The organism is Delftia sp. Cs1-4 (assembly GCF_000214395.1).
GTDB lineage: Bacteria > Pseudomonadota > Gammaproteobacteria > Burkholderiales > Burkholderiaceae_C > Comamonas > Comamonas acidovorans.
On sequence record NC_015563.1, the window covers coordinates 5,101,784 to 5,126,790 of the forward strand.

A 25,007-nucleotide genomic window follows, 5' to 3' on the forward strand; every position below is an offset into this window, starting at 1 on the left:
TTCGCCTTTTCGATACCCAAGGAGACCCCGTGACGAGCCTGCAAGACTGCCTCACCCTCGATGCGCAAGACCCGCTGCGCGCCCTGCGCGACCAATTCACGCTGCCCGAAGGCGTGATCTACCTTGACGGCAATTCGCTGGGCGCCAGCCCCCGCGCCGCCGCCGCGCGCGTGGCCGAGGTGGTGCAGCAGGAATGGGCGCAGGGCCTGATCCGCTCGTGGAACGATGCCGGATGGATCAGCCTGCCCCAGCGCCTGGGCGACCAGTTCGCCCCCTGGCTGGGCGTGGGCGCGGGTGAGCTGGTGTTCACCGACACGGCCTCCATCAACCTCTACAAGGTGCTGACAGCGGCGGCCCGCATCGCGCGCGAGGACGCGCCGCAGCGCAAGCGCCTGATCAGCGAGCGCAGCAACTTCCCCACCGACCTCTACATCGCCCAGTCGGTCTGCCAGGAATACGGCCTGGAGCTGGTGCTGCTCGAACCCGAGGAAATTGCCGGCGCGCTGACCGACGAGGTGGCCATCTGCATGCTCACCCATGTCAACTACCGCACGGGCGCCATGCACGACATGGCTGCCGTGACGGCTGCCGCGCAGGGCAAGGGCATTCTCTGCGTCTGGGACCTGTGCCACAGCGCGGGTGCCGTGCCTGTCGATCTCAAGGGCGCGAATGCCGACTTCGCCATCGGCTGCAGCTACAAGTACCTCAACGGCGGCCCCGGTGCGCCAGCCTTTGTCTGGGCCAACCCGCGCCTGATCAACCGCTTCTGGCAGCCGCTGTCGGGCTGGTTCGGCCATGCCGAGCCTTTCAAGTTCGTGCCGGACTACAACCCGGCCCAGGGCATACAGCGCTACCTGTGCGGCACCCAGCCCATGGTCAGCCTGAGCGTGCTGCAGTGCGGCCTGGACGTGTTCACGGCCGTGGAGCCGCTGGGCGGCATGGACGCGCTGCGCAACAAGTCGCTGGCGCTGACCGACATGTTCATCGCCCTGGTCGAGGAACGCTGCCAGGGCCACGGCCTGGGCCTGGCCACGCCGCGCGAGCACGGCCGGCGCGGCTCCCAGGTCTGCCTCACGCGCGAGGAGGGACTGGGCGTGGATGGCAAGGACAGCGGCGCCTATGCCATCGTGCAGGCGCTGATCGCGCGCGGCGTGATCGGCGACTTCCGCAAGGGCGACGGCACGGGCCTGCACAAGGACATCCTGCGCTTCGGCTTCACGCCGCTGTACGTGGGATTCGAAGATGTCTGGCATGCCGTGGAGCACCTGCGCCAGGTGCTGGAATCGGGCGAATGGCGCAAGCCGGAGTTCAACCGCATCAATGCGGTGACCTGAAGCCTGGAGCCAGCCCTTCAGAACGCCGTGGACGACAGCGAGGCCCAGAGATGGGCCGCGACCAGGGCGCGCCAGGGCGCGAAGTCCCGCAGCCACAACTCGGTCTGCGCCGCATCCATGGCGTCCGTCTTCAACAGCAGGGCCAGGGCCCGGCGCACGGCCACATCGCCGTGCAGTGGGCCGTCCAGGTGGCCATAGCCGCGCAGCAGCATGTAGTTCACGGTCCACGGGCCTATGCCCTTGAGGGCCAGCAGCCGCTCGCGGATCTCGGCCACCGGCAGTTCAGGCAGGGCCGCCCAGTCGTCCAGCGGCAATTCACCCGACTGCACGGCCTGCGCCAGCAGGCGCAGCGTGTGCGTCTTGCTCCGCGAAAAGCCGGCGGCGCGCAAATCCTCCTCACCGAGCTGTGCCAGCTGGGCGGCCTCCGGCATGCACCACAGCTGCTGCGGCGCGTCGGCATGGCCATCGTGCAGCGCCACCGGCTGGCCGGCTGCGGCGATCAGGCGGCGGCGCAGCGACACGGCTGCCGCCACGCTGATCTGCTGCCCGGTGACGGCCCAGCTCAGCGCCTCCCAGGGCGTGCAGGCCGCCGGCACATGCAGGCCACGCTGGCGCGCCAGCAGCGGCCCCAGCCGCGCATGCCGGCCAAAACGGCGCTCGAATTCGCCCACATCCTGGGACAGTCCGAACATGCGCCGCAGCATGGCGGCCAGCACATCGTCCATGCCGGCGATGGCGCCTGCACCGGCGGGCAGGCGCCATCGGGCCTGCACCACGGCCGCCTCTTCGCAATGCTGCGTCAGCTCCAGGGTGAGCAGCGTGGGAAGGCCTTTCCACATCAGGCCCTTGTGCATGCGGATGGTGTCGCCGTCCTGCAGATCGCATTCGGACAGGCGCTGGGCATCGCGCCGGTGAAAGCCCCAGAACTCGTTCATGCGGTAGCCGGCCGGCAGCGTCAGTTGCTGCTCTGCGCCATGGCTGTGGCCGCCACGCCGCCCGCTCATGCCTTGCCGGCCTGGCGCAGCGGGGCTCGGCCGCTCTCCCGCCCTGTCTCCCGGCCAGCGGCCTCCTGCGCCTGGCGCGCCTCGCGCAGCAGCAGGGCACGCTTGCGCTCCACGCCCCAGCGGTAGCCGGAGATGCTGCCGTCGTTGCGCACCACGCGGTGGCAGGGCACGGCCACGGCAATCGGGTTGGCAGCGACGGCGCTGGCCACGGCGCGGGCGCCCGTGGGCATGCCCAGGCGCAGGGCCAGTTCCGAATAGCTCAGGGTCTGGCCGGCCGGAATGGCGCACAGCGCCTGCCACACGCGCTGCTGGAAGACCGTGCCCTGCACATCCAGCGGCAGCGCCAGGCCGCGGCGCGGCTGCTCGACCAGGGCCACGACCTGGGCCACGGTGTGCTCGAAGCCCGCATCGCCGCCCACCAGCTCGGCCAGCGGAAAGCGCTGCTGCAGGTCCTGCACCAGGGCCTCGGCGTCGTCGCCCAGCAGCACGCAGCACACGCCGCGCTCGGTGCTGGCCACGAGGATGCTGCCCAGCGTGCATTCGGCCACGGCAAAGCGGATGGTCTGGCGCATGCCGCCGCGCCGGTAGTCGCCGGGCGCCATGCCCAGCATGGCGCCTGCGTCGCGGTAGAAACTGCTGCTGGCCGCATAGCCGCTGGAGTAGGCCGCATCGGTGACCGAGTCACTCTGGCCCGGCTGCAGCGCCGCGCGCAGGGCATGCGCGCGATGGGCCTTGGCATAGGCCTTGGGCGTGAGGCCCGTGGCCTGCTTGAACAATCGGTGCAGTTGCCAGGGGCTCAGGCCCGAGCGTTCGGCCAGAGCGCCCAAGGCGGGTGGGGGCTCCTCGGTCTCCAGCCAGCGGCAGCATCGGGCCACCAGGGCCGTGGGGTTGGCAGTGGCATCGCTGGCTTGATTCATGGCTTGGTTGGACACGGCATGTCTTTCTGGGTCATCGGATGCCCTACTCTACGCAGCCCGGAGCACCCGCGCATCCCGCTTCTTGCAACCCGCAGGATTTCAGCGCGGGATTCGGTTACGCTGCGCCCTGCATTTTCCGCGTCGAGACCTGCGAGACTCCCACATGACCACCGAACACTCCGGCTGCCCCATGAACAGCCCCGGCCGCACCGAATCCATCGTCAAAGAGGAGCGCGCCCAGCTGGACTTCAGCCAGTCCATGAGCTATGGCGACTACCTGCACCTGGACCAGATCCTCACGGCACAGCATCCGCTGTCGCCCGCGCATGACGAGATGCTGTTCATCATCCAGCACCAGACCAGCGAGCTGTGGATGAAGCTGATGCTGCATGAGGTCCGAGCCGCCACGGCCGCCATCGCAGGCGGCACTCGTGCCGACGCCTTCAAGATGCTGGCCCGCGTGAGTCGCATCATGGAGCAACTGGTCAGCGCCTGGACCGTGCTGTCCACCATGACCCCGCCCGAGTACACGGCCATGCGCCCCTACCTGGCCAACTCCAGCGGCTTCCAGAGCTACCAGTACCGCTGCATCGAGTTCTCGCTCGGCAACAAGAACGCCGCCATGCTCCAGCCCCATGCCCACCGGCCCGACCTGCTGGCCCAGGTGGAGACGGCATGGCGCTCGCCCTCGCTCTACGACGTGTCCCTGCAGCTGCTGGCGCGCGAGGGCATTGACATGCCCGCCGACCGGCTGGAGCGCGACTGGACCCAGCCCTACGAGGCCAGCGAGGGCGTCAAGCAGGCCTGGATCACCGTCTACCGCGATCCCCACAAGCACTGGGACCTGTATCAGCTCGGCGAAAAGCTGGCCGACATCGAGGACGCCTTCCGCCTGTGGCGCTTCCGCCATCTGACCACGGTGGAGCGCGTCATCGGCTTCAAGCGCGGCACGGGCGGCACCGGCGGCGTCAGCTATCTGCGCAAGATGCTGGACGTGGTGCTGTTCCCCGAAATCTGGGCGCTGCGCACCGAGCTGTAAGAACTGGCGGGCGCCACCGACGGCAGACCGCTGCGGTGGCGACAGCGCGCAGGCGCGCAAACAGGTAAGCTGCGGCGCCAGGAGAAATACCGTGTCCGCAGCGCCACAACAGCCCCCACACAACAACATACACACAGAGGCTTCGCAGACCTCCCCCGCAGCACCGCCGCCGCGCAGCCAACTGCTGTGGGCCATGCTGCTGTCCCTGCTCTCGGCCTTTGCGCTGAGCCAGGCCTTTCGCACCACCACCTCGGTCATGGCCACGGGTCTTCAGCAGGATTTCGGGCTCACGGCCCAGTCGCTGGGCGCCTTCGCCGGCCTGTTCGGCCTGTCCTTCGGCGTGGCCCAGCTGCTGATGGGCATCGGCATGGACCTCTACGGCCTGCGGCGCACGGTGCTGCTGTCGTTTCCGCTGGCGATTGCGGGGTCGGCACTGTCCGCCGCCGCACCCAATTACGGCTGGCTGATGGTGGGCCAGTTGCTGATCGGCGTGGGCTGCTCGCCCGCCTTTCTGGCCTGCACCATGTTCATCTCGCGCCACTTTCCCATGGACCGCTTTGCCTTTCTGTCGGGCGTGGGCATGGGTGTCGGTGGACTGGGGCTGCTGTTCACAGGCACGCCACTGGCCTGGCTGGTCCAGCATTTCGGCTGGCGCTCGGGCTTTGCGCTGCTGGCCGTGATGTCGGCCCTGTCGTGGCTGCTGATCTGGTGGCGCGTGCACGAGCCCGCCCGCAGCGGAGCACAGACCGCCGCACGGGAAAGCTGGGGCGTGGCGGCACGCCGCATGGCCGAGCTGTTCACGCTGCCGCACACGCTGGGCATCGTCCTGCTGGCCATGGCCTGCTATGCATCGTTTCTGGCGCTGCGCGGCCTGTGGCTGGGGCCGCTGCTCATCCATCGCTATGGCTTTTCGCTGGTGGAAAGCGGCAATGTGGCGCTGGTCGTATCGATGATCTCGCTGTTCAGCCCCGCGATTTTCGGGCGCATGGACCCCGGCCCAGGACGGCGCCGGCGCTGGCTCACCAATTACTCGCTGCTCATGGGCAGCCTGTTCATGCTCATGGCCTTTTTGCACCATGGCTGGACCAATGTGGCGCTGATCTTCGCCATGGGCCTGCTGTCGGGCTATTCGGTGCTGCAGTACGCCGATGTGCGCGCTTCCTACCCCCCCGAGATGACCGGCCGCGCGCTGTCGCTGTTCACCATGGCCATGTTCCTGGGCGTGGCCCTGGTGCAATGGTTCACGGGCTGGGTCGCCGCCTGGGCCGAGGCCTGGGGCGTGGAGCCCTACAAGGCCGTGATGATCTCGATTGCAGCCACGCTGGTGGGCGCGTCAACCGCGTTCCGTTTCCTGCCCTCCTCGCCGCTGCTGCGCCAGGCCCCGGCCGCCTAGCGGCCGGGGTCTCTGTCTCTACAGGGCGTTGGCGGCCGAGCCATCGCCACGGTACAGCCAGGGCAGATCCATCAGCCGGGAGCCCAGCAGGCGCAGCGACAGGTCACGCCCCCAGCGCACGGGACCCGTGGCATGGAAGATGCGGCCGTTGCGCTGCGAGCGCGCCTGCACGCGCGCATTGCGCTGCCAGCGGTTGAGCGCGTAGCGGCGCAGGCGCATGTTGACGTCGAGATCGTGCATGGACAGGGCACGCTGCAGCTCCGCTGCATCTTCAATCGCCATGCCGGCGCCCTGGGCCAGATAGGGGCGCATGGGATGGGCCGCATCGCCCAGCAAGGCCACCACGCCGCGCGCCATCTGCGCGGCCGATTGCACGGGCGGGCGATCGCCCACCGGCCACAGCCGCCAGTCGCCACCGGCTGCAGGCACATGCTGGACCAGGTCCAACAGCTGGGGGCAACTGCCCTGCAGCACCCGCACCAGATCGTCGAGATTGCCCGCATGGTCCCAGTTCGCCAGATCCTCTGGCGCCGGGCCCTGGATGATGATCACCAGGTTCTGCAGCTCGCCCCGGCGCACGGGGTACTGGATGGCATGCATGCGCGAGCCCAGCCAGGCCGTGACATCGGTGGCCCGCAGGCGCTTGGGCAACTGGGCCTGGTGCACCAGGGCGCGGTAGGCCAGGTGCCCGGTGACACGCGGCGGGCCGTCGCCCAGCAACTGCTGGCGCAGAACGCTACGCACGCCGTCGGCGGCGACCAGGGCATCGCCTTCGATCAGCTTGCCGGCCCGGGTGCGCACGGTGACCACGCCGTCGGTCTCGGAAAAGCTCTCGATGGGCTGGCCCAGGTTCAGGTGCATGCCCGGATAAGTCTGAGCGGCTTCCCGCAGCAATTGCTGCAGATCGGCCCGGTGGATGGTGGCGTAGGCCGCGCCATAGCGTTGCACGGACTCGCTGCCCAAGGGCATGTGCGCCAATTCCTGCCCGGTGACTGCGCTGCGCACGCGCAGGCTGCCCGGCAGCGCCACCACCTGTTGCAGCGGTTTTTGCAGGCCCCAGGCCTGAAGCCGCCGCACGACATTCGGACCGATCTGGATTCCGGCACCCACTTCGCTGAGCGCGGGCGCCTGCTCGAAAAGACGCACTTCCCAACCCGCCCGCGACGCACCGATGGCGGCGGCCAGGCCACCAATGCCGCCCCCGGCAATCAACACCTGCTTGTTCATGTGCGTATTGTGCCCCTGCCGCCACCCATGGCGGCAGGGGCCTGATTATTCAAGTCGGACACCGCTGAAGAAAATCAAAGAATGCTCGGAATCTTCTGAAACATGCGCGCATCCCCCAGGCATTGAGGCGCATCAAGATCCCAAAAACGGGCATCTCGCCACGCACCAAACTGCCATAAAGGACATCGCCCCACCATCACCTGTGCGGCGCGGCCAAAAATCGGCCTTTGCATCGCCGCTCTGGAAATGTCCATACACGGATCCACACTTTACGCCGCGAATGATAGAGATTCTCAACTGAGACAATCTTTTGACAAATGGCCGTGACAATGAAAAAAGCCCGCACTGGGCGGGCTCTTTCATGCGCGACGGGAAAATCAGATGACAAATTTCTCACGGTCCTGATTCTGAATCCACTTTGGCGGCTTGCCGCGTCCGGTCCAGGTTTGGCCGGTTGCGGGATCGCGGTACTTGGGAGCCACTTTGGCGCCGGTTGTGCCAGCGGTACGACCACGAGCTGCAGGAAACACGTCATCGGCAGTCAGACCATATTCGGCAATCAAGTTGCGAACCTGTCCCACGGCGTCGGCAAGCTCGCGCTTGCGTGCTTCCTGGATCTGTTGCTCCAGTTCCTGTCGCTGCTTCAGCAGTTCCTTGTAAGAGCTCATGGTATGCGCCTTGAAAGTAGTTTAAGAGCTTTCATTATAAAAACATAATCAGCCCATGGCGCAAGTCGCATGTAAGCAAAACCCACAATATCGCTGCTGCCTATTGCGAAGAGTAGTTCTCGGATAAATCCGATATGGCCAGCACCTTGTCAATGCGTTTGCCATCGAGATCGATGACCTCGAAGATCCAGCCTGCACAGCTGACCCGTTCCCCCAGAATGGGCAAATGACCGCTTTCTGCCATGAGAAGGCCCGCCACGGTGTTGTATCGGCCGCGGTGCTCATCGGGAAGATCTCGAATATCGAGGCGCGCCTTCAGCTCCGATATGGGCATCAGACCGTCCAATAGCCATGAGCCATCCTCACGCTGCATGGCCCAGGCTTCTGCCTCGGTCACAGGCTGTAACTCGCCGGTAATCGCCTCGAGCAAATCCCGGGGCGTCATGATGCCCTGCACCACGCCATATTCATCCACCACAAACACCATGCGTCCGGACCGGGCACGCAATTGCTCCAGCAGCTCCATGGCGCTGAGCGTCTCGGGCAGGAAAGAAGCCGGCAGCACATGTTCGTACAGCGTGGTGCCGGCGGCATCCGAGCCCAATGCCAGCAGGCGCGCCACGCTGATGATGCCGACCACGTCATCCAGCGAATTGCGGCACACCGGGTACCAGGAATGCCCGCCCTTCGAGTGGTCGTCGGCCGAGGCCTGCAATGCCTCGGTGACGGTCATGTCGGCATCCAGCCATTGCACGTCGCCGCGCGGGACCATGATCGACGTCAGTGAGCGGTCATCGAGGTGAAAGACGTTTTGCACCATCTGGTGCTCGTTGGCCTCGATCACCCCGGCATCCCGCCCTTCGGCCAGGCTTGCCACGATTTCCTCTTCGGTCACGGCGCGCGCTGCGGATTCATTGATGCGCAGCAGAGTCAGCATGGCGCGGGTGGAAAAGGCCAGCAGCCGCACAAAGGGCTTTGCAGCCGACGCCACCCAGGTCATGGGCCGGGAAACCACCGTGGCCACGGTTTCGGGATAAAGCTGGCCTATGCGCTTTGGCACCAGCTCGCCGAAGACGATGGTGACGAAGGTGATCACAGTCACGACGAGCGCCGTGGCAGAAATGCTGGCCGCGCGTTCCGGAATTCCCAGGCCCAGCAGCCATGCGGCCAGCCCGTCACTGAAGGCCGCCTCGCCCAAAATGCCGTTGAGCAGGCCGATGGAGGTGATGCCCACCTGCACCGAAGAAAGAAATTGCGTGGGGTTTTCGAGCAAGGCCAGTGCTGCCACCGCACCCTTGTCGCCTGTTTCAGCCAGTGCCACCAACCGAGCCTTGCGGCTGGAGGCCAGTGCCAATTCGGACATTGCAAACACCCCATTGAGCAGCGTAAGCAACGCGATCAGCAGAAAATCCATGGTTCGTATATCAGAAAGAAGACCATGGCACTTTACTGTATCGGCGATATCCAGGGATGCCACGACGCCTTTGAGCGCCTGCTGCACCGCGTGGACTTCTCCGCCAGCCGCGATACCTTGTACATCCTGGGTGACCTTGTGAACCGCGGTCCGGAATCGGACAAGGTGCTGCGCACCTGCATGGCCGCCGGCGACTCCATGCGCGCCCTGCTGGGCAACCATGACCTGCACCTGCTGGCCGCCGCCCAGGGCGTGCGCCGCAGCAGCCGTCGCGACACGCTGGCCCGGGTGCTGGATGCGCCCGACCGCGATCAGTTGCTGGACTGGCTGCGCCACCAGCCGCTGGCGCGCTGCCACCGCATGGCGCATGGCGAGGAACTGCTGATGGTCCATGCCGGCGTGCTGCCGCAGTGGAGCAGCCAGGAAGTGATGGCGCTGGCGGGCGAGGTGCATTCGGTACTGCGCAGCAAGCAGTTGCCCGATTTCTTGCAGGCCATGTACGGCAACCAGCCCGATCGCTGGTCACCCGACCTGCAGGGTTGGGAGCGCCTGCGGGTCATCGTCAACGCCTTGACCCGGCTGCGCTTTTGCACCGCACAGGGTGTCATGGATTTCGACAGCACCGAGTCGGCCGAGCAGGCGGCGCCCGGCCTCATGCCCTGGTTCGATGTGCCGGGCCGCGCCACGGCGAGCGCAACGATTGCGTTTGGCCACTGGTCCACGCTGGGCCACATCAGCCGGCCCGACCTGGTGGCGCTGGACACCGGCTGCGTCTGGGGCGGCTGCCTGAGCATGATGCGTTTCGGCGATCACCTGGCGGACCGGGAACTGATCCAGGTGGACTGCCCGCAGGCACAGGCCCCGGGCTGACCTGGACGACTCCGATGGGCGAGCGCCCATGAAAAAACGCCTGCAAGGCAGGCGTTTTTCGTGAGGCAGGCGGCTTGCGCGGCGCTCAGACCTCGGAAGTGGCGACGGGTGCCACAGGCGGGACCGGCGCGACAGGTGCAACAGGCGCCTTGAACAGCGCGGCCAGCTTGCGCTTGGGCTTGATGCCGCTGCCCGCCTTGGGCGCGGCAGCACCCTGGCTGTCCCAGCTCGCATCGACGCTGGCGGTTGCCTCGTAGGGCTTGTCGAAGAACGGGTCCGAGTGCGCCGGGCGCTGGGCCATGCGCGAGCCGCGATGGCCAAAACCGGAACTGCCCCGCGACGCATCACCGCCGCGATCGCCACGCTCGGCGCCGCGATCCCGTTCACGACCGTAGCCGCCGCTGCTTTGGCGCGGCAGCTCGTCAAAACGGTGACCACGCGGTGCGCTGCCACGGAAATCTTCCATGGGGCAGGCCTCGACGTTGATCTTCTTCTTGATGAGCTTCTCGATCTCGCCCACCAGGCGCGCATCGTGGTTGGTCACCAGGGTCACGGCAATGCCGGAGGCGCCTGCGCGGCCCGTGCGGCCGATGCGGTGCACATAGTCTTCGGCGTTGAAGGGCACGTCGTAGTTGAAGACGGCCGGCACGTCCTTGATGTCCAGGCCACGGGCCGCGACATCGGTACACACCAGCAGATCCACCTCGCCGCGCTTGAAGGCTTCAAGCGCCTTCAGGCGCTCGTCCTGGCTCTTGTCGCCGTGCAGCGCCGTTGCGCGCAGGCCATCACGCTCCAGGGCACGCGTCAGGCGCGCACAGCCCAGCTTGCTGTTGGAGAAGACGAAGGCCTGGCGGATGTCGCGCTGCTTGAGCAGGGAGCGCAGCGCATAGCGCTTGTCGTCGTCGCTGACGCTGTAGAAGCGCTGCTCCACCGTGGACGCCGTCTCGTTGGGGCGGGCCACTTCGATGGTGACGGGGTCCTGCAGGTAGCTGCTGGCCAGGCGCTTGATCTCGGGCGAGAAGGTGGCGCTGAACAGCAAAGTCGTGCGTGTCTTGGGCAGGTGGGACAGGATGCGCTGCAGATCGGGCAAAAAGCCGATGTCGAGCATGCGGTCCGCCTCGTCCAGCACCACGTACTCGACCTGGTTGAGCACGGCGTTCTTGGCTTCGATGTGGTCAAGCAGACGGCCCGGCGTGGCCACCAGCACCTCGACGCCTTTCTTGAGCTCCAGCGTCTGCGGCTTCATGTCCATGCCGCCGAACACCACAGTGCTGCGCAGCTTGGTGTACTTCGCATACTGGGCGATCTGCTGGGCCACCTGGTCCGCCAGTTCGCGTGTGGGCAAAAGCACCAACGCCCGCACGGGGTGGCGTGCAGGCGAAGCGGAGGTATTTTCGTGGCGCATCAGCCGCTGCAGCAACGGCAGCGAGAACGCCGCCGTCTTGCCTGTGCCGGTCTGGGCGGCGCCCATGACATCCTTGCCGGTCAGAACGACCGGAATGGCCTGTGCCTGGATGGGCGTCATGGACTCATAGCCCATGTCGGCTACGGCGCGCGCCAGGGACTCAGCCAGCTGGAGATTGGAGAAAGAGCTTGTCATTGAGAGCGCTATTGTCGCACCTAGCGCGATTTGTGCGTTGCAATAACGCCAATTGGCACCTGGACAAGCATGGCGTTGTGTGAGCGCAACCCGCAAAAACCCGGTATGAGGGCCCGCAATGCGGGCATTTTTTCATCGCCGGGCAGCCTCCAGATGAAAAAGCGGCCCCTCGCAGGGGCCGGCGAAGCTTGCGCAGCAACGCGAGCGTGGGGGTACTTCTCAGAGGGAAGCAGCCGAAAAAGTGTCGCAGGACTTGACGCTGCCGGTACGCAGGCCGGTGCTGAACCAGCGCTGGCGCTGGGCGCTGGTGCCGTGCGTGAAGCTGTCCGGCACCACGGCGCCGCCGCCTGCGCGCTGCAGGGCGTCGTCGCCAATCTTGGATGCCGCATTCATGGCCGACTCCACATCGCCCTGCTCCAGGATCTGGCGGGCACTTTGCGCGCGGTTCGCCCAGACGCCGGCCAGGCAATCGGCCTGCAGTTCCAGCTTGACCGACAGATGGTTGTATTCGACCTTGCTGACGCGGCCACGGGCGCGGTCCACCTGGGCGCTGATGCCCAGCAGGTTCTGCACGTGGTGGCCCACCTCGTGGGCAATCACATAGGCCTGGGCGAAATCGCCGGGCGCGCCCAGCTGGTTCTTGAGCGTTTCGTAGAAGCCCAAGTCGATATAGACCTTCTGGTCGGCAGGGCAGTAGAAGGGCCCCATGGCCGACTGCCCCGTGCCGCAGGCCGTGGGCGTTGCGCCACGGAACAGCACGAGCTTGGGATCGGTATATTGGGCGCCGCCCTGGCGGAACACATCGCGCCAGACATCTTCGGTATCGGCAAGCACGGTGGAGACAAAGCGGGCGAGCTTGTCATCGGCCGGCGGCTTGTGGGCCGGGCCCTGAGGCTGCTGCACCTGCACCGGCGAGCCGCCGCTGAGCGCACCCAGGATGGTCAGCGGGTTGATGCCCAGCACCCAGCCGCCGACCAGGGCGATGACGATGGTGCCAATGCCTATGCTGCGTCCGCCGAAGACGGGGCCGCCGCCACCGCCACCCTCGTCACGGCGGTCTTCCACATTGTCCGACTCGCGGTTGCCATCCCATCTCATGGTGTTCACTCCTGGATCTGTGCTGCAGCCTGCAGCATCGGGCGGCGATATTACGTCGGAACCTGCGGGACTGCAGCGACCGCAGCTGTGGCAATGATACGGCGTGTATCAGCGCACGGGCTGCACCGCCATGGGGGCGGTGGCCGGTGGCGCCTGGCTGCGCAGGACCTGCTCGCGGGCCACCAGCACCATGGCGGCCAGCAGCGCGGCGACGATGCCCAGGCCGATGACGACCGCCAGGCCCAGCCCCCATCCGCCGCGCCTGCGCCGCTCGCGTGCAGGCTCGCCGGGCCGGCGGGGCGCGGGAGCCTGCTCGCTGGGCGGCTGCTCGCGCTGCCACGGCTCGGGCGCGGGTCCGCGCCGCTGCTGCTCATAGCGCGGGGCCGATTCCTTGCGCGGAGCTTCGGGCCGCGCCGAACCGTCCCAGCGGGGCTCTTCGCGCGGATAAGAAGGCTTTTGTGACATAGGCGACATCGTAGTGCCTGCGCAGGCCCTCACGGGCCTGTGCGCAGCACTGGACACATCGTGAATTGGTCGATCCAAGCCTACTGTGTACAGTCGCGGCCATGAGCCATTCCAGCATGCCCTCCTCCACCGCCCTTGAAGCACAGGCCACGGCCGCGCTGTTGCCCTGGAACGAACTGGCCGAAGAGATCGCCGCCGTGCTGCTGCAGCCCCAGGCAGCGCAGGTGCCGGCGCGCATCGTGATGCCCCTGCCGGCCGGTGGCAGCCTGTTTTGCATGCCAGCCACCGACGGCCAGGTGGCCATGACCAAGCTGATCAGCTTCACGCCCGGCAACGCCGGCACGCCGCGCGCCACCATCCAGGGGGATGTGGTGGTCTTCGACGTGGCCACGGGCGAGCGCCGTCTGATCCTGGACGGCCCCACGGTCACGGCGCGGCGCACGGCCGCCGTATCGCTGCTGGCCGCGCAAAGGCTGGCGCCGAATCCGCAGGGTCCGTTGCTGATCGTGGGCGCCGGCGTGCAGGGCCTGGCCCATTTGCAGGCCTTTGCCGCAGGCCTGGGCGTGCGCGAGGTTCAGGTGGCATCGCGCAGCGCGCAGAGCGCCCAGGCGCTGGTCGACCAGGCCCGGGCCATGGGACTGCAGGCCACCGCCGTGGAGGATGTGGAGACGGCGGCGCGCCACTGCCCGCTGATCGTGACCTGCACGCCCGCCCGGGCCGTGGTGCTGCGCGAGGCGCCGCGCAGCGATGCCTTCATCTCGGCCGTGGGCGCCTTCACGCCGCAGATGGTGGAGCTGGCACCCGGCCTGTGCCAGGGCTTGCTGCAGTCGGGCCGCGTGGTGGTCGATACCGGGGATGCGCTGCATGAGGCCGGTGACCTGCTGCAGGCCGGCATCGATGTCGCCGCCCTGCCCACGCTGGAGCAGGTGGTGCGCGAGCAATGGCCGCGCTCGGATTCGCCCGTGCTGTTCAAATGCTGCGGCTGGGGCGGCTGGGATCTGGCAGCCACCCGCCTGGCCATGCGCCGGGCCGCACTCCAGAACAGTTGAAAGCGGATTTCTGCGTTGAACGAGCTTTTCCCCCCGGATTCCCCCGCCCCGGCTTCCAGCACCGCGCCCAGTCGCTGGCAGCGCCTGGGCCTGCGCACGCAACTGGCCCTGGTCTTCGGCTCGCTGCTGGTGGGCGTGACGGTGCTGATGTCGCTGGCATTCGGCGAGCTGCTGCGCTGGCGCATGGAGCGCGAGGTCAGCGCCTCGCTGCATGCCATGGCCTCCAACGCCGCCCGGCAGCTGTCCGATGGCCTGTTCAGCCGCGCCCATACCGTGGAAGTGCTGGCCGCCTCGCCGGAGCTCTGGATCCAGGGGCTGGAGGCCCCGGGCGTGGGCGCACTGCTCAACCGCGCCCGTTCGCTGACGCCCACCAGCCTCTGGATCGGCGTGGCCGACGCCGAGGGCACGGTGCGCAGCGCGACCGACCAGGTGCTGGTGGGCCTCGATGTCAGCGACCGGCCCTGGTTCGAGCCGGGTCTGCAGCGCGTCCATGTGGGCGATGTGCGCGCCTCCTCGCCTGTGATGTCCGCCTTGCTGCCGCCTGCGGCCGACGGCGCGCCGCGCCGGTTCATGGACTTCGCGGCGCCCATTCGCGTGGGCGATCTCACCCAGGGCGTGCTGTGCATGCACAGCAGCTGGGAATGGGTGCGCGAAACCATGCAGACCCTGCAGCAGGCCGACAGCGCCGACCGGCAGATCGGCCTGTTCATCTTCGACCGGCGTGGACGGCTCATCCACGCGCCGGGCGACAGCCTGGAGCCGTTGCTGGCCCTGGACCAGCGCCTGCCGGTGGCCCATACCGTGTCTGCCGATACGGCCGATGCCACGCTGCAGCCCGTACAGGTAGCGCGCTGGCAGGACAGTCCGCAGAGCTTTCTGACGGCCACCGTGCCGCTGCAGGCCCACAACCGGGCAACCGCCATGGGCTGGCACATCGTGGCCCGGCAGCCGCATGACAGCGCCTACGCGCCCGCGCGCCAGGCCATGCACCAGGTGCTGGCCGGCGGCCTGGCAGCCGCGCTGGTGGCCGCCGTCATCGCCTGGCTGGTGGCGCGCAGGCTGAGCCAGGATCTCAAGCGCCTGGCCCGTGCCGCCAATGGCATCGACGGCAGCGGTGCGGCCTCCGACATCCCGCAGTTGCACAGCAGCCGCGAAGTGCATCGCCTTTCGCAGGCGCTGCGCGGCAGCATTGCCCAGTTGCGCTCGGCCAACGAGGCCATGGAGCGCCAGGTGCGCGAGCGCACGCTGCAGCTGCAGCAGGCCAATGCCGAACTGGAGCACCAGGCGCGCAGCGACCCGCTCACGGGCCTGCTCAACCGCCGGGGCTTCGACTTCCAGCTGGACTTTGCCATGGCGCTGGCGCGCCGCAGCGGCCGCCCCTTGAGCGTGCTCGTCATCGACGTGGACTACTTCAAGCGCATCAACGACCAGCACGGCCACGACATGGGCGACGCCGTGCTGCGCGCCCTGGCGCGCGCCTTCCGCATGCGGCTGCGCGAGTCCGACGTGCTGGCCCGCATGGGGGGCGAGGAATTCCTGGCGCTGCTGCCCGACACCACGGCCGATGCCGCCGTGGTCATTGCCGAGCAACTGCGCGAACTGCTGGCCTCCACGCCCATGGCGCATGGCGAGCCCGTCACCGCCAGCGTGGGCGTGGCCACGCTGCGCGGCACCACGGACACTGCCACCGCCATGCTGCGCCGTGGCGACGAAGCGCTGTACGAGGCCAAGGGCGCAGGCCGCAACAACGTGCAGCTGCAGCGCTGAGGCGGCCCCGCGCCGCTTTTCCCGCCCTCGATTTCCTGACTGCCGCACAACACCCGTGCGGCAAAAAACACCACACTAATACTCAAATTGAGCATATTATTCGCAGCCATCACCAGCCCTTTCCACAGTCCCGGACGGCCACCATGCAGCTCAAATCCGTGCAGTACGACAAGCCCCATTTCTCCCACGCCGGCCAGTGCGGCATCGGCGAGGCCTGGGCCCGCATTCCTCCCGAACTTGACCGCGCCCAGCGCCTTCGGACCGCCGAGCGCATACGCGCCCTGCTGCACGAGCGCGATGCCGTGCTCGTGGCCCATTACTACGTGGACGGCGAACTGCAGGACCTGGCGCGCGAGACCGGCGGCTGCGTGGGCGATTCGCTGGAGATGGCGCGCTTCGGCGCCCAGCACCAGGCCAGCACCCTGGTCGTGGCCGGCGTGCGCTTCATGGGAGAGACCGCCAAGATCCTCAGCCCGGAAAAGCGGGTGCTCATGCCCGACGACGACGCCAGCTGCTCGCTGGACCTGGGCTGCCCGGCAGACGAGTTCAGCGCCTTTTGCGACGCCCACCCGGACCGCACGGTCGTGGTCTACGCCAACACCAGCGCGGCGGTGAAGGCGCGCGCCGACTGGGTGGTCACATCGTCGGTGGGACAGGACATCGTGGCCCACCTGCACGCCTGCGGTGAGAAGATCCTCTGGGCGCCCGACCGCCACCTGGGCGCCCACATCCAGCGCCAGACCGGCGCCGACATGCTGCTGTGGCATGGCTCCTGCCTGGTCCATGACGAGTTCAAGGCCGACGAACTGGCCGCCATGGCGCTGGAGCATCCGCAGGCTGCCATCCTCGTTCACCCCGAGTCGCCGGCCGCCGTGGCCGCCCAGGCCGATGTGGTGGGCTCCACCACCCAGCTCATCAACGCGGCAGGCCGGCTGCCCACCGACACCTTCATCGTCGCCACCGACCAGGGCATCCTGCACGACATGCGCATGCGCTACCCCGGCAAGACCTTCCTGCCCGCGCCCACGGCCGGCCAGGGCGCCACCTGCAAGAGCTGCGCCATGTGCCCCTGGATGGCGATGAACAGCCTGCACGGCGTGGAACTGGCCCTGGAGCAGGGCCTGTGCGCCATCGAGGTGGACCCCGCCATTGCCCAGGCCGCGCGCCGCCCCATCGAACGCATGCTGGCTTTCGCGGCCGGCCACCGCCAGCCCGTGCGCGCCAGCGGCGACCTTGCGCGCGATGCGGCGCTCTTCCAGCATTTCGGTCCCGCCTGAGGAGCACGCCATGACCCAGCCCTCCATGGACGTACTCATCATCGGCGCCGGCCTGGCCGGCATGGCCGCCGCCCTGTCGCTGCCGCCGCATCTGCGCGTGGCCCTGCTCAGCAAGGGCGCGGCCGAGGAATGCGCCAGCGCCTGGGCCCAGGGCGGCATTGCCGCCGTGCTGGATGCACAGGACAGCATCGACGAACACGTGGCAGACACCCTGGTCGCGGGCGCAGGCCAGTGCGATGCGCAGGCCGTGCGCGCCATCCTCGAGCAGGCGCCCGACGCCATCGATTGGCTGGTGGCCCACGGCGTGCCTTTCACGCGTGACGACAGCGGTGGCCTGCACCTCACGCGCGAGGGCGGCCACGGCCGCCGCCGCATCGTGCATGCCGCCGACTGCACCGGCCAGGCCGTGCACGCCGCCCTGCTGCGCGCCTGCCGGGAGCGCGCGAACATCGATTTGCATGAACACACCAGCGCGCTGGACCTGCTGACGGAAGGACAGCCTGCGCACTGCACAGGCGCGCTGGTGCGCCTGCCCGATGGCCGCCAGCAGCGCTGGCATGCCGCGCATACCGTGCTGGCCACGGGCGGGCTGGGGCAGGTCTATCCCGCCACCACCAACCCGGCCACCGCCACGGGCGACGGCGTGGCCATGGCCTGGCGCGCAGGCTGCCGCGTGGGCGACCTGGAGTTCATGCAGTTCCATCCCACGGCGCTGCAGGTGGATGGACGCGCGGCTGGCCTGGTCTCGGAAGCCCTGCGCGGCGAAGGCGCCCTGCTGCGCCTGCCGGACGGCACGCGCTTCATGCCTGCCCATGACGAGCGGGCCGAACTGGCGCCGCGCGACATCGTGGCCCGGGCCATCCGGCACGAGATGGACCGCCATGGCCTGGCCTTCGTGCACCTGGACATCACCCACCGGCCACGTGCCTGGCTGCAGTCGCATTTCCCCGGTGTGATGGCCCTGTGCGCCAGCCATGGCATCGACATTGCCACGCAGCCGATTCCCGTCGCCCCCTGCGCCCACTACGCCTGCGGCGGCGTGCTGGCCGGCATCGACGGGCGCACGGATGTCGATGGCCTGCGCGCCATCGGCGAGGTGGCGCGCACCGGCCTGCACGGCGCCAACCGGCTGGCCAGCAATTCGCTGCTCGAATGCGTGGTGATGGGGCGCGCGGCCGCCCAGGCCATCGCGCAGCAGCCGGTTGCCGCCCCGGCGCCGGCCCGGCCGACCGAAACCCTGCCGGCCGGCGCACAGGAGCAGGACACGGCCGCCATCGCGCAGGAGTTGCGCCAGCTCATGCAGGACTGCGTGGGCATACAGCGCAGCGACCAGGGCCTGGCGCAGGCCGTGCAGCGCATTGCGGCATGGCGTGAAAGGCTGGCACCTGCCGCAGGCCATGCGCTGCGCAACCAGCTCGATGTCTGCTGGCTCATGGCCACGGCCGCCGCCGCACGGCGCGAGAGCTGCGGCGCACATTCGCGCATCGACGCCGCCCTGGCGCTGGTGGAATGAAAAATGGCCCCCACGCTCCCCCCGAGGAGGCTGCTTTTCATCTTGGGGCGGCCCGGCGATGAAAAAGGCCCGCAGCTTTCGCTGCGGGCCTTGTCTGCCGGGCCAAAGCCGTCAGGCCTTGGGAAGCGTCACGCCCACCTGGCCCTGGTACTTGCCGCCACGGTCACGGTAGCTGACCTCGCAGACATCGTCGGGATCGCTCTCGAAGAACAGCACCTGGGCGCAGCCCTCGCCGGCATAGATGCGGGCGGGCAGCGGCGTGGTGTTGGAGAACTCCAGCGTCACATAGCCTTCCCATTCGGGCTCGAAGGGGGTGACGTTGACGATGATGCCGCAACGCGCGTAGGTGCTCTTGCCCAGGCAGATGGTCAGCACATTGCGCGGGATGCGGAAGTACTCGACCGTGCGCGCCAGCGCGAAGCTGTTGGGCGGGATGATGCAGCTGTCGCCCTCGAAATCGACGAAGCTTTTCTCATCGAAGTTCTTGGGGTCCACCACGGTGCTGTGGATGTTGGTGAACACCTTGAATTCGGGTGCGCAGCGGATGTCGTAGCCATAGCTGCTGGTGCCGTAGCTGATGATCTTGCGGCCATCGACGTTGCGAACCTGGGCCGGCTCGAAAGGCTCGATCATGCCGTGATCCTCGGCCATGCGACGGATCCACTTGTCGCTCTTGATGCTCATGGCAATTCCTCGTTCCCTAGCTGCACTTGTCAGGCGCCAGCACCCGGCCGGGCACTGGCGCAAAGGCGCTATTTTGCTTGAGAAACGACGGTGCGCTCGATCAGGCGGTCATCGCCCAGGATGATCATGGCGAACAGCAGCTCGTCCAGGCTCTCGGCCTGGCGGGTCTTGCGCTCGAGCAGCGGCGTGCAGGCCGGGTTGATGACCACGAAGTCGGCCTCGCAGCCTGGCTGCAGATTGCCCACCTGCCCCGCCAGGCCCAGAGCGCGCGCCGCGCCCGCCGTGTGCTGCCACCACAGGTTGCCGGGCGACAGGCTCAGGCCCTGCTTGGTCTGGCCCTCGCGGCCCGCCACATAGGCGGCCTGCATGGTGCGGAAAGGGCTGAAGCTCATGCCGCCGCCCACGTCGCTGGCCAGGCCGTAGAGGAACTGCGCGGCATCGGCCCGCGCAAAGTCGAAGAAGCCGCTACCCAGGAACAGGTTGCTGGTGGGGCTGACGGCAGCGGCGGTGCTGCGTTCACGCATCAGGGCGCGGTCCTCGTCGTCCAGGTGGATGCAGTGCGCGTAGACGGCGCGCTCGCGCATCAGGCCGAAGTCGTCGTAGACCGACAGGTAGCTGCGGGCCTTCGGAAAGAGTTCGGCCACCCAGCGCACTTCGTCCAGGTTCTCGGCCACGTGGGACTGGATCCAGACATCGGCGTAGCGTGCGGCCAGCTCGCCCGCGCCGCGCAGCTGCTCGTGCGTGCTGGTGGGCGCAAAGCGCGGCGTGATGGCGTAGCCCAGGCGGTCCACGCCATGCCAGCGCTGGATCAGGGTTTCGGTATCGATCAGGCTTTGCTCGGTCTGGTCTCGCACGCCGTCGGGGCTGTGGCGGTCCTGCAGCACCTTGCCCGTGATCATGCGCATGCCGCGCGCCTGTGACGCGCCCATGAGCGCATCGACCGAACCCGGGTGCGAGGTGGCAAAGGCCAGCGCCGTCGTCACGCCGTTGCGCTGCAGCTCATCCAGGAAGAACTCGGCCACGCTGTCGGCATGGGCGCGTTCGCAAAAGGCCGACTCGTGCGGAAAGGTGTATTTCTCCAGCCAGGGCAGCAGGCCGGCGGCGGGCGCGCCGATCACATCGGTCTGCGGATAGTGGATGTGCAGGTCGATGAAGCCTGGCGCCAGGATGCGGCCCGGCAGATGGGTGACTTCGGCGCCCGGCTGTCCGGTGAACTGCGCCTGCAGCGCCTGCCAGCTGCCGGCGGCGACGACGCGCTGCTGCCCCCTGTCATCCGGGGCGACGGCCAGCAGGCCGTCTTCGTCGTAGAGCGCCTGGCCATCGTCGGCAAAACGCAGCAATGAGGAACGGTAGATTTGCATGCCGCCAAGCTTAGCGGGCGGACAGGCAGATGCCATATCCGCAGCGCTATAGGCGCCATCGGCAGGCGCCATCCTAGGGTTTACGCCAGGACCGTGCGCCCCGCAGGCCGCATCACTTGGGCAGGGTGGCCTGCACGCCTTCCACCAGCCAGTTCATCTGCAGGATCTGCGCATCGTCCAGCTGCTTGCCGGCTGGAATGCGCACCTGGCCCTGGTTGTCGCGCACCGGCTGGTCGCCGGCCTTGAAGGGCTGCAGGCGGCCCTGGGCCATGTCCTTTTGGCGCTGCAGCACTTCCTCGCGCACGGCGGGCGGCAGCTTGGGGCCGAAGCCTTCCACGCGGATCATGCCCTCCCGCACGCCGCCCCAGGTGTCCTGGCTCTTCCAGCTGCCGTCCAGCACCGCTTTGGCGCGCGCCGTGTAGTAGTCGCCCCACTGGTGGGTGACGGCCAGCAACTGGGCGTCGGGCCCGTCCTTGCGCATGTCGGAGTGGTAGGCAATCGCCATGCGGCCGCGCTCCTGGGCGGCCTGCATCACGGCGGTGGATGCGACCTGGAAGGACACCACGTCCACGCCGCCGTTGAACAGCGCCATGGCCGCATCGCGCTCGCGCGGCGGGTCGAACCAGGTATCCAGCCAGACCACCTTGACCGTGGCCTTGGGATTGACAGAACGCATGCCCAGCGTGAAGGCGTTGATGCCTTGCAGCACCTCGGGAATCGGAAAGCCGACCACGAAGCCGGCCACGCCCGTCTTGCTGGCACGGCCGGCGGCAATGCCCGACAGATAGCGGCCCTCGTAGTAGCGCGCATTCGAGGTGGCCACGTTGTCGGTGCGCTTGAAGCCCGTGACCGACTCGAACTTCACCTGCGGGAAGTCGCGCGCCACGCGCATCACGGACTCGGTGTAGCCGAAGCTGGTGGTGAAGATCAGCTGGTTGCCCGAGGCGGCCAGGTCGCGCAGCACGCGCTCGGCGTCGGGGCCCTCGGGCACGCTGTCCACCGCACGGGTCTGCACGCGCGGACCCAGGGCCGCCTGCAATGTGCGCCGGCCCTCGTCGTGCTGGCGCGTCCAGCCGGCGTCGAGCACGGGCGTCAGATAGACGAAGGCGGCCTTGAGGGGCGCGGAACCTGCGGGGGATGAAGGGGCGGGATGGCCTTGGGACAAGGCCGTGGATACAAGACTTGCGGCCGCGACTGCGGCTGCGAGGTTTTTGTACATGGTGTTCCTCTACATGGCCCGGAAATGAAAACGCACCTGCCGTGGGCAGCGGCCGGTGCGGGGCGCGATTATAGGCAGCGGCCCTGAGGGCTGCCTGGGCCTGCGCTTATGGCCTCCATAAGGGGCGGCAGATACCGTCCACTAGAGCGTGTTATGCACTTTTAAGTGCCCGCGAAAGCCGGGAAATGGGCCCGGAACGAGGCGCAGCGCGCGCCGCGGTTGCCATACCGCAAGTGTGCTGCAACGAAGGGCCGGGCCCATTTCCCGGCTTTCCCCATGGGTTGGCTCTGCGCGCAGGCGCTCGCGGCGTTGCAGCGCTTGCCAAGGCTCCAGCCTTGGCGGCGCACTGCGCCTTGCGATCACCAGCGCGCAGAACCAACGCGGGTACTTAAAAGTGCATAACACGCTCTAAGATCGTCGGCAAATTCCAACCCCCAGCAACCACCAAGGAGTACAAGACCATGCCGATGTTCGTCGATACCTCGCCCCCGGGACAGTGCCTTTTTTGCCGCCTCGTGGCGGGCGAGATCCCGTCCGCCAAGGTGTTCGAGGACGAGCAGACCATCGCCTTCATGGACATCGGCCAGGTCAATCCCGGCCATGTGCTGGTGGCCAGCAAGCGCCATGCCGTGACCCTGCTGGACCTCACGCCCGACGAGGCCGGCGCCGTGATGCGCACGGCCCAGCGCGTGGCGCAGGCCGTGCAGGCAGCGTTCGACCCCGATGGCATCAGCCTGTTCCAGGCCAATGGCGCGGCGGGCGGGCAGACCGTCTTCCACTTCCACCTGCATGTGCTGCCGCGCCACGAGGGCGACGGCGTGGGCCTGGGCTGGCCGCGCAAGGAGCCCGGCATGCAGGCACTGCAGGACTATGCCGAGCGCCTCAGGCAGGCGCTGGCCTGAACGGACTCAGGCCAGGGCGGCGTAGCGGGCGAACACGGCCTCCAGCTGGCGCATCCAGTGGGCGCGCTGCTGGGGTGTGACGAAGCTGGCGTCAAAGCTGTTGACCGCCAATTGCCAGGCCTGCTGCGAGTTCATGCCCGTGGCGGCGAACAGCTGCAGGTAGTTCTCGTTCACGTAGCCGCCGAAATAGGCCGGATCATCGGAGTTGACCGTGACCTTGAGCCCTGCCTCCAAGAGCTGGGGCAGGTTGTGCTTGGCCAGGTCGGACACCACGCACAGCTTGAGGTTGGACAGCGGGCACACGGTCAGCGGCACGCCGTCGCGCACCAGGCGCTGCATCAGGGCCTCGTCGCGCGCGGCCTGCACGCCGTGGTCTATGCGCTCGGAATGCAGCACGTCCAGCGCGCCCCAGATATAGGCGGGAGGCCCCTCCTCGCCCGCATGCGCGACCAGGTGCAGGCCCAGCTCGCGGCAGCGGGCGAACACGCGGGCGAACTTCTCGGGAGGGTTGCCGACCTCGCTGCTGTCCAGCCCCACGCCGATGAAGCGGTCGCGCAGCGGCAGCGCGGCTTCCAGCGTGGCGAAGGCGTCCTCTTCGCTGAGGTGGCGCAGAAAGCTCAGGATCAGCGCCGACGAGATGCCCTGCTCTATCTCCGCATCGCGGCAGGCCCGGTACAGGCCGTTGATCACGGTCTCCATGCCCACGCCGCGCTGGGTGTGGGTCTGGGGGTCGAAGAAGATCTCGGCATGGACCACGTTGTCCTGCGCGGCGCGCGTCAGGTAGGCGCGGCCCATGTCGTAGAAATCCTGCTCGTACAGCAGCACGCTGGCGCCGGCGTAGTAGATGTCCAGAAAGCTCTGCAGATCGGTGAAGGCATAGGCGCGGCGCAGGTCTTCCACGCTGGCGTAGGGCAGCTTCACGCCGTTGCGCTGGGCCAGCGCGAAGATCAGCTCGGGCTCCAGCGAGCCTTCGATGTGCATGTGCAGCTCGGCCTTGGGCATGGCCTTGAGCAATTGGGGCAGATGCGCGGCATCCACGGCGGGTACGGTGTGCATCAGCAGACTCCGAAGGTGATGCCGCTGGCCCGGAGGTAGCGGCGGTAGGCGGACGACATGCGGTCGGCCGCAGAGTGCATTTCGGCGCGCGGGTCCAGCGGCAGGCACTTGGGCTGCTGCGACTCCAGCACGGGCTGGTCCTGGCAGAAGATGGTGTGCTGGAATTCCTGCAGCTGTGCGTCGGGCGAATCGAAGTCTGCCACGGCCAGCCGGAACCAGACGCGGCTGGTCTCGGGCGTGACGGGGCAGATGAACAGGGCGATGGACTCGCGCCAGCCTGCCTTGGTGGTGCCGGACTCGGGCAGCTTGGTCAGCACGGCGGCATAGGGCGCCGTGACTTCGTAGGTGTATTCGACTTCGGCCGCGCTGGTGGAGTGCAGGTTGGACTGCGGCTGCACGGCCTTGCAGCCCGTGGCCAGCACGCCCGTGGCCGTGGTCTCCACGGCATAGGCTTCGATGGCCGTGGCATCGCGGCTGCCCAGCCAGCCTTCGTGGACAAAGCCGAAGTGCGACATGTCCAGGAAGTTCTCGATGATGCGCGGCGCGCTGGCGGCCACGTCGTAGGGGCCGCAGTTGAGCTTGCGCAGGTGCGCGTCCGCCTCTGCTTCAAAGGCTGGAAGGGCCGCCAGGGCCGCCAGGGCCGCCAGGGCCGGAACAGCCGAGAGCTCCTCGCCCGTGGCAAGCCGCACCCAGACCAGGCCGTAGGCTTCCTGTGCCTCGAAGGCCTTCACGCATTGCGAGGGCGGCGGCGTGAAGCTGGGCAGGGCCGGCACCTTGACGCACTGGCCGCTGTCGGCGAACTGCCAGCCGTGGTAGGGGCATTCAAGGTGGCCGTTCTCGACACGGCCCATGGACAGGCGTGCGCCACGGTGCGGGCAGCGGTCCACGAAGACGCGGACCAGGCCTTGCGGATCGCGCCACAGCACCAGGGGCTGGTCCAGCAGTTGCACGCCCAGCGGCGCATCGACAACTTCGTGGGCCTGGGCCACGGGATGCCATAGGGAGTTTTCGATCATGGGGGGAATCTCTTGCTGTCTGTCTGTGCCGCGGCGGCGGGCAGGCCGCGGCTGGGAGCGAGCATAAACCCACTCGATGCGCAGCACAGGTACGGCACCTGTTCAGCACCTGTGCTGCGCATGAACGCCAAGGC

23 protein-coding genes are annotated in these 25,007 nt (G+C 67.9%); 9 read left to right on the forward strand and 14 right to left on the reverse strand.

Features of this window, described 5'->3' with window-relative positions:
• Positions 1–29 precede the first annotated feature (29 nt).
• Positions 30–1,334 (forward strand): kynureninase, encoded by a 1,305-nt coding sequence (gene kynU, locus DELCS14_RS22355; RefSeq protein WP_013803673.1) that lies wholly within the window; start codon positions 30–32, stop codon positions 1,332–1,334.
• 17 nt (positions 1,335–1,351) lie between these two features.
• Here kynU and DELCS14_RS22360 read toward each other — a convergent pair whose 3' ends face one another.
• Both DELCS14_RS22360 and ada read right to left on the reverse strand, forming a co-directional pair.
• Positions 1,352–2,338 (reverse strand): DNA-3-methyladenine glycosylase, encoded by a 987-nt coding sequence (locus DELCS14_RS22360; RefSeq protein ID WP_013803674.1) that lies wholly within the window; start codon positions 2,336–2,338, stop codon positions 1,352–1,354.
• Positions 2,335–3,255 (reverse strand): bifunctional DNA-binding transcriptional regulator/O6-methylguanine-DNA methyltransferase Ada, encoded by a 921-nt coding sequence (gene ada / locus DELCS14_RS22365; RefSeq protein WP_049801450.1) that lies wholly within the window; start codon positions 3,253–3,255, stop codon positions 2,335–2,337. The genes DELCS14_RS22360 and ada overlap by 4 nt, the downstream gene beginning before the upstream one ends.
• 163 nt (positions 3,256–3,418) lie before the next feature.
• On the opposite strand from ada, the gene kynA reads away from it, so the two are divergent.
• Together kynA and DELCS14_RS22375 are read left to right on the forward strand one after the other, a co-directional pair.
• Positions 3,419–4,294, forward strand: coding sequence for a tryptophan 2,3-dioxygenase (gene kynA / locus DELCS14_RS22370; RefSeq protein ID WP_013803676.1), 876 nt, complete (start codon positions 3,419–3,421; stop codon positions 4,292–4,294).
• Positions 4,295–4,385: 91 nt separating this feature from the next.
• Entirely contained in the window at positions 4,386–5,687 is a 1,302-nt protein-coding gene (locus DELCS14_RS22375) for an MFS transporter (protein ID WP_013803677.1), read from the forward strand.
• Between the two features lie 18 nt (positions 5,688–5,705).
• Here DELCS14_RS22375 and DELCS14_RS22380 read toward each other — a convergent pair whose 3' ends face one another.
• The 4 genes from DELCS14_RS22380 to DELCS14_RS22390 all read right to left on the reverse strand — a co-directional run bounded on the left by DELCS14_RS22380 (position 5,706) and on the right by DELCS14_RS22390 (position 8,996).
• A complete protein-coding gene (locus DELCS14_RS22380; protein WP_013803678.1) occupies positions 5,706–6,914 on the reverse strand; it encodes an FAD-dependent monooxygenase in 1,209 nt (402 codons plus the stop codon).
• 74 nt (positions 6,915–6,988) lie between these two features.
• Entirely contained in the window at positions 6,989–7,168 is a 180-nt protein-coding gene (locus tag DELCS14_RS30865; protein WP_157158313.1) for a hypothetical protein, read from the reverse strand.
• Between the two features lie 123 nt (positions 7,169–7,291).
• Complete coding sequence (locus DELCS14_RS22385) at positions 7,292–7,582, reverse strand: H-NS histone family protein (RefSeq protein WP_012204081.1); 291 nt, start codon at positions 7,580–7,582, stop codon at positions 7,292–7,294.
• Between the two features lie 100 nt (positions 7,583–7,682).
• The gene (locus DELCS14_RS22390; protein ID WP_012204080.1) at positions 7,683–8,996 is read right to left on the reverse strand and encodes a hemolysin family protein; all 1,314 of its coding nucleotides are present in this window, start codon (positions 8,994–8,996) and stop codon (positions 7,683–7,685) included.
• Between the two features lie 24 nt (positions 8,997–9,020).
• Here DELCS14_RS22390 and DELCS14_RS22395 point away from each other — a divergent pair, with 24 nt between their 5' ends.
• Positions 9,021–9,866: a symmetrical bis(5'-nucleosyl)-tetraphosphatase gene (locus DELCS14_RS22395; protein WP_013803679.1), complete on the forward strand. Its 846-nt coding sequence runs from the start codon at positions 9,021–9,023 to the stop codon at positions 9,864–9,866.
• A gap of 85 nt (positions 9,867–9,951) precedes the next feature.
• Here DELCS14_RS22395 and DELCS14_RS22400 read toward each other — a convergent pair whose 3' ends face one another.
• The 3 genes from DELCS14_RS22400 to DELCS14_RS22410 all read right to left on the reverse strand — a co-directional run bounded on the left by DELCS14_RS22400 (position 9,952) and on the right by DELCS14_RS22410 (position 13,029).
• Positions 9,952–11,466, reverse strand: a complete 1,515-nt coding sequence (locus DELCS14_RS22400) for a DEAD/DEAH box helicase (protein ID WP_013803680.1) — start codon at positions 11,464–11,466, stop codon at positions 9,952–9,954.
• Between the two features lie 219 nt (positions 11,467–11,685).
• Positions 11,686–12,564: a neutral zinc metallopeptidase gene (locus DELCS14_RS22405; protein ID WP_012204077.1), complete on the reverse strand. Its 879-nt coding sequence runs from the start codon at positions 12,562–12,564 to the stop codon at positions 11,686–11,688.
• Positions 12,565–12,672: 108 nt separating this feature from the next.
• Positions 12,673–13,029: a hypothetical protein gene (locus DELCS14_RS22410; protein ID WP_224986416.1), complete on the reverse strand. Its 357-nt coding sequence runs from the start codon at positions 13,027–13,029 to the stop codon at positions 12,673–12,675.
• A 101-nt stretch (positions 13,030–13,130) separates the two neighbouring features.
• On the opposite strand from DELCS14_RS22410, the gene DELCS14_RS22415 reads away from it, so the two are divergent.
• From DELCS14_RS22415 to nadB, 4 genes are all read left to right on the forward strand, one after another.
• Positions 13,131–14,078: a delta(1)-pyrroline-2-carboxylate reductase family protein gene (locus tag DELCS14_RS22415; protein WP_043796432.1), complete on the forward strand. Its 948-nt coding sequence runs from the start codon at positions 13,131–13,133 to the stop codon at positions 14,076–14,078.
• Positions 14,079–14,093: 15 nt separating this feature from the next.
• A complete protein-coding gene (locus tag DELCS14_RS22420) occupies positions 14,094–15,845 on the forward strand; it encodes a sensor domain-containing diguanylate cyclase (RefSeq protein ID WP_013803683.1) in 1,752 nt (583 codons plus the stop codon).
• A gap of 143 nt (positions 15,846–15,988) precedes the next feature.
• Positions 15,989–17,122 carry a quinolinate synthase NadA gene (gene nadA / locus DELCS14_RS22425; protein WP_013803684.1) on the forward strand — a complete coding sequence of 378 codons (1,134 nt, stop codon included), beginning with the start codon at positions 15,989–15,991 and terminating at the stop codon, positions 17,120–17,122.
• Between the two features lie 10 nt (positions 17,123–17,132).
• Positions 17,133–18,635 carry an L-aspartate oxidase gene (nadB, locus tag DELCS14_RS22430; protein ID WP_013803685.1) on the forward strand — a complete coding sequence of 501 codons (1,503 nt, stop codon included), beginning with the start codon at positions 17,133–17,135 and terminating at the stop codon, positions 18,633–18,635.
• 111 nt (positions 18,636–18,746) lie between these two features.
• On the opposite strand, the gene dcd is transcribed toward nadB, so the two are convergent.
• The 3 genes from dcd to DELCS14_RS22445 form a co-directional block, all read right to left on the reverse strand.
• A complete protein-coding gene (dcd, locus tag DELCS14_RS22435; protein ID WP_013803686.1) occupies positions 18,747–19,319 on the reverse strand; it encodes a dCTP deaminase in 573 nt (190 codons plus the stop codon).
• A 68-nt stretch (positions 19,320–19,387) separates the two neighbouring features.
• Positions 19,388–20,680 (reverse strand): guanine deaminase, encoded by a 1,293-nt coding sequence (guaD, locus tag DELCS14_RS22440; RefSeq protein WP_013803687.1) that lies wholly within the window; start codon positions 20,678–20,680, stop codon positions 19,388–19,390.
• Positions 20,681–20,792: 112 nt separating this feature from the next.
• Positions 20,793–21,899 carry a BMP family ABC transporter substrate-binding protein gene (locus DELCS14_RS22445; protein ID WP_013803688.1) on the reverse strand — a complete coding sequence of 369 codons (1,107 nt, stop codon included), beginning with the start codon at positions 21,897–21,899 and terminating at the stop codon, positions 20,793–20,795.
• A gap of 461 nt (positions 21,900–22,360) precedes the next feature.
• On the opposite strand from DELCS14_RS22445, the gene DELCS14_RS22450 reads away from it, so the two are divergent.
• Entirely contained in the window at positions 22,361–22,801 is a 441-nt protein-coding gene (locus DELCS14_RS22450) for an HIT family protein (RefSeq protein WP_012204068.1), read from the forward strand.
• Positions 22,802–22,807: 6 nt separating this feature from the next.
• On the opposite strand, the gene DELCS14_RS22455 is transcribed toward DELCS14_RS22450, so the two are convergent.
• Positions 22,808–23,857 carry an adenosine deaminase gene (locus DELCS14_RS22455; protein ID WP_013803689.1) on the reverse strand — a complete coding sequence of 350 codons (1,050 nt, stop codon included), beginning with the start codon at positions 23,855–23,857 and terminating at the stop codon, positions 22,808–22,810.
• Positions 23,857–24,873 (reverse strand): aromatic ring-hydroxylating dioxygenase subunit alpha, encoded by a 1,017-nt coding sequence (locus DELCS14_RS22460; RefSeq protein ID WP_013803690.1) that lies wholly within the window; start codon positions 24,871–24,873, stop codon positions 23,857–23,859. The genes DELCS14_RS22455 and DELCS14_RS22460 overlap by 1 nt, the downstream gene beginning before the upstream one ends.
• Positions 24,874–25,007 lie beyond the last annotated feature (134 nt).